The organism is Kitasatospora sp. NPDC018058 (genome assembly GCF_044327205.1).
GTDB lineage: Bacteria > Actinomycetota > Actinomycetes > Streptomycetales > Streptomycetaceae > Kitasatospora.
In genome coordinates, this window is record NZ_JBIRFA010000026.1 from 1 (window position 1) to 3811 (window position 3811).

The following is a 3811-nucleotide window of genomic DNA, read 5'->3' on the forward strand; positions in this document are numbered from 1 at the left end:
CCTACGACCCCGACACCCACCAGGCCAACAGCAAGATCAAAACGACTCCCGAGACCACTCTGGCGGCATAGGGGTTGACTCAGGAAACTCATCGCGGCTGCCGCCGGGCTGCGGATCGCCCGCAGACGCTCCGGCACCCGGGCCCAGGCACCAGCGCCCGCGATGCCGACGGCCGAGAAGCTCGCCTGGCGGATGCCCCCGCTGGCTCTGCTCAAGCCCGTCCAGTGGTCACCGGCACTACGGCTCGGCATGCTCGCCCTGCGCGGCTACCTTGTCCTCGCCGCTATCCTGCTACTGGTCAAAGCCATCCGCCTGGGCGGAGCATGACCAGGACTCCACAGGCGAGGATCGCCATCGGGATGGTGGTCACCACCACGCGAAGACAGTGATCGTGGCCACCGGCTCCGGACGTCATCGTCGTTGGCGGCGGTGACACCCCACTGGAAGAGGTCACCTTCCTCACCCGCTTCGCCAACTCGGTGACCGTCCTCCACTGCCGCGACACCCTGCGCGCCTCGAAGGCGATGCAGAACCGCGCCCTCGCCGACCCGAAGATCACCTTCGCCTGGAACCGCGAGATCGCCGCCATCCACGGCGACAAGCTGTTCTCCGGCGTCACCCTGCGCGAGACCGTCACCGGCGAGGAGCGTGAACTCACGGCGTCCAGACTGTTCATCGCGAACGGCCACGACCCGCGCACCGACCTGTTCACAGGACAGCTCGAGTTGGACGGCGCCGGGTACCTGAAGGTGGACTCGCCCTCCACTCGCACCAGTCTGCCCAGGGTTTTCGGCGTCGGCGACGTCGTTGACCACACCTACCGCCAGGCCATCACCGCTGCAGGCTCCGGCTGCGCGGCCGCCCTCGACGCCGAGCGCCACCTCGCCGCCCTCGCGGACACGGCCACCGGCGACCTCGACGAGCCTGAACTCGGGCCCGTCGTCGGACGCGGCCCTCACTCGCGAGGCCCGGGCGTTACCCACGCGCCCGGGCCCTGCCGAACCTGGAGCCATCCTCGCTGGCACCAGATGTCCGAGCAGCTGCGCGGCGATGTGGATCGGCAGGCCGCCGTTGACCGTTTCGGTCGAGAAGATTCTGCGGAAGTCGTGCGGCGTGAACCTCAGCGGTGTCCCGTCGACGTCGACGATGCCGACCCGCAGCGCATGCTCGGTCAGGAGCTCGCGGATCCGGTCGGGCGCCGGCGCCCTTGATGCGGCGAATGATCCGGGCGAGGACCGCGACCAGGTCCGGATCGGCAGGAATGACGCGCTCGCGGTCGGTCTTGGACGGGCTGATCTGCAGCAGCGGCACCGTCGCTCCGGTCGGCGCCTGGTACTGACGCAGGCTGCCGGCCCGGGTGGTGGTGCCGAGGACCTCCGCTCCGCGCTGCGATGCGGCGATCAGGGCATCGTTCATCTGCATCGCGGCCAGGGTGGAGCGGAGCCAGATGTCATCGTCGATGACGTAGCGCTCGCGGCGTTCGCCGGGAGTCCGTTCGCGCCTGACGATTCCCTGCTGTTCGAGAAAGTTGACGGCGTGCGAGACGGACGCGGGGCTGACGCGGAGGCTCTGGACCAGGTCCGCGGCGGTGAGGGCGCCGCAATCGGTGGCGTACAGGCAGACCAGCGCCCTGGCCGCCATCCTGCAGCCCCTGCTGTTCGAGGAGGACTGTGAAGAACTCCGTGAACTCCCGGACCTCTTGGGGGTCGCGCCCGTGGCCGCTGTGGGGAACTGCCAGCGCCGGGGGCTGGTGCGGCTTCCGGCGGCGCGCTGGTCAGCACGTCCCGTACGGTGATCGGCCGCTTCGCGGCGCGGTTGATCCACGATTTCTGGACCACGCTCTACCAGGCGATCGACGACTGACACCGGCCTGGGCCGTCCCAGAACGCCGCGCTCAGCCGCGACACCGTGTGGCCGACCCCGGCAGCCGACCGAGGACGTTTCCGCAAGGTTCGGGCTTCACCTCGGAGAGCTGTCTGCCTGTGCGGTGTGAAGGCCTTCCACTCCCTCGGCCCTGTGCCGATCCGACGGGGGACCGGGCGGCGTGCGCCGGAAGTCTCGCAAATTCCTTAGCCCCTCCTCTGGTTCGCTGGCCGTGCCGAGAGCGCTCCGCGAGCAGTGGCTGAAGGGGAACGGATGTCCAAGCGTGCACTGATCACCGGGGTGACCGGTCAGGACGGGTCATACCTGGCCGAGTACCTGATCTCCCTGGGATACGAGGTCTGGGGCCTGACCAGGGGGCAGGCCAACCCGCGGAAGGACCGGGTCAGCCGGCTGATCCCGGACCTGCGGTTCGTCGACGGCGACCTGATGGACCAGAGCAGCCTGGTCTCCGCGGTCGACACCATCCAGCCGGACGAGGTGTACAACCTCGGGGCGATCTCCTTCGTGCCGATGTCCTGGCGCCAGCCGGAACTCGTCACCGAGGTCAACGGGACCGGCGTGCTGCGGGTGCTGGAGGCGATCCGGATGGTGAGCGGGATCAACAAGCCGGCCGGTGCCGCCGGCGGTCCCGGGCGGATCCGGTTCTACCAGGCCTCCAGCTCCGAGATGTTCGGCATGGTGGCGGAGACCCCGCAGAACGAGCGGACCACTTTCCACCCGCGCAGCCCGTACGGCGTGGTGAAGACCTACGGTCACTACATCACCCGCAACTACCGCGAGTCCTACGGGATGTACGGCGTCTCGGGGATCCTGTTCAACCACGAGTCGCCGCGCCGCGGGACCGAGTTCGTGACCCGGAAGATCTCTCTCGCGGTCGCGCAGATCAAGCTCGGCCTGCAGGACCGGCTGCTGCTCGGCAACCTCGACGCCGTCCGCGACTGGGGCTTCGCCGGGGACTACGTCCGGGCGATGCACCTGATGCTCCAGCAGGACGAGCCGGGTGACTACGTCATCGGCACCGGGCGGATGCACTCGGTGCGGGACGCGGCCCGGATTGCCTTCGAGTGCGTCGGGCTCGACTGGGAGCGGTACGTCGAGGTCGATCCGGGGCTCGTGCGGCCCGCCGAGGTGGAGACGCTCTGCGCCGACGCCGGCAATGCGCGGGAGACGCTGGGCTGGGAGCCGAAGGTCGAGTTCCCCGAGCTCATGCGGATGATGGTCGAGTCCGACCTGGAGCAGGCGCGCGTGGCCCGTGACTACGGCGAGGTGCTGGCCGGCGCCCGCTGGTGACACCCGCCGGGAACGGCGAAGGGCGGTGGGGACTTCGCGTCCCCACCGCCCTACCGTTGTTCGACGGCCGGCCCGCTCGGCGGCCGGGAGAGCTCCAGGATCGCCAGCGCGATCCCGGCACCCTGGTCGCCGAGCCGGGAGACGTAGCGGCGCAGCATCGCGTTCTCCTGCGCGAGGCTGGTGGTCGGCAATCCGGCGGCGCGGCGGCTGAGTTGGTGGCCGCGGGCCAGCCGGACGCGGTGGACCAACTGGGCGATCAGCTGCTCGTCGAGCTCGCTGAGCTCTGCCGCGGCCGGGTCCGCGGTGCCCTCGGTGGAGGGCTGCGGCACTCTCGGTGCGTCGCCGCGCGGGAAGGGTTCGGGCATGGCGGTGATCCTCGTCGACGTCGGGGCGCTCGGCCTGGTCGGGCCGCACCCATGGCTCGCGCAACTGACGATCCAGCCGAACGGCCCGGCAATTCCCTAGAGTCCGAAGCCCGTTCGGACATGATCGACAGACCCTAGGGAAATTCGGCGCGGCCCCGATCGAGACTGGGCGCTGGAGTGCGGGAATGCGAGCGCCGCGCGTGCCGGGCACGCGGGCCGTCCTCAAGCGGATCCCTGCCGTTCGCCGGTCTTCCAGATGGGTTGCGTCGATG

At 69.8% G+C, this 3811-nt stretch carries 4 protein-coding genes and 1 pseudogene; 3 read left to right on the plus strand and 2 right to left on the minus strand.

The genetic code is table 11. The annotated features are described in order from the left end of the window. Positions 1-162 precede the first annotated feature (162 nt). Together ACH4E7_RS30375 and ACH4E7_RS30380 are read left to right on the plus strand one after the other, a co-directional pair. Positions 163-327, plus strand: coding sequence for a hypothetical protein (locus ACH4E7_RS30375; protein ID WP_396252343.1), 165 nt, complete (start codon positions 163-165; stop codon positions 325-327). 80 nt (positions 328-407) lie between these two features. After that, positions 408-902: pseudogene (locus tag ACH4E7_RS30380) on the plus strand (NAD(P)/FAD-dependent oxidoreductase); the annotation flags it as partial. A 73-nt stretch (positions 903-975) separates the two neighbouring features. Here ACH4E7_RS30380 and ACH4E7_RS30385 read toward each other — a convergent pair. Further along, a complete protein-coding gene (locus tag ACH4E7_RS30385) occupies positions 976-1641 on the minus strand; it encodes a GbsR/MarR family transcriptional regulator (protein WP_396252344.1) in 666 nt (221 codons plus the stop codon). Positions 1642-2136: 495 nt separating this feature from the next. Between ACH4E7_RS30385 and ACH4E7_RS30390 the strand changes: the two genes are divergently transcribed. Beyond that, positions 2137-3174 carry a GDP-mannose 4,6-dehydratase gene (locus ACH4E7_RS30390; protein ID WP_396252345.1) on the plus strand — a complete coding sequence of 346 codons (1038 nt, stop codon included), beginning with the start codon at positions 2137-2139 and terminating at the stop codon, positions 3172-3174. A gap of 50 nt (positions 3175-3224) precedes the next feature. Here ACH4E7_RS30390 and ACH4E7_RS30395 read toward each other — a convergent pair whose 3' ends face one another. Continuing rightward, on the minus strand, positions 3225-3539 hold the full coding sequence (locus ACH4E7_RS30395) for a hypothetical protein (protein ID WP_396252346.1): 315 nt from the start codon (positions 3537-3539) through the stop codon (positions 3225-3227). Positions 3540-3811 lie beyond the last annotated feature (272 nt).

Bases quoted from the DNA above. Each gene is read 5' to 3' on its own strand.
- ACH4E7_RS30375 (WP_396252343.1), top strand. From the start codon at position 163: ATGCCGACGGCCGAGAAGCTCGCCTGGCGGATGCCCCCGCTGGCTCTG.
- ACH4E7_RS30385 (WP_396252344.1), bottom strand. From the start codon at position 1,641: ATGGCGGCCAGGGCGCTGGTCTGCCTGTACGCCACCGATTGCGGCGCC.
- ACH4E7_RS30390 (WP_396252345.1), top strand. From the start codon at position 2,137: ATGTCCAAGCGTGCACTGATCACCGGGGTGACCGGTCAGGACGGGTCA.
- ACH4E7_RS30395 (WP_396252346.1), bottom strand. From the start codon at position 3,539: ATGCCCGAACCCTTCCCGCGCGGCGACGCACCGAGAGTGCCGCAGCCC.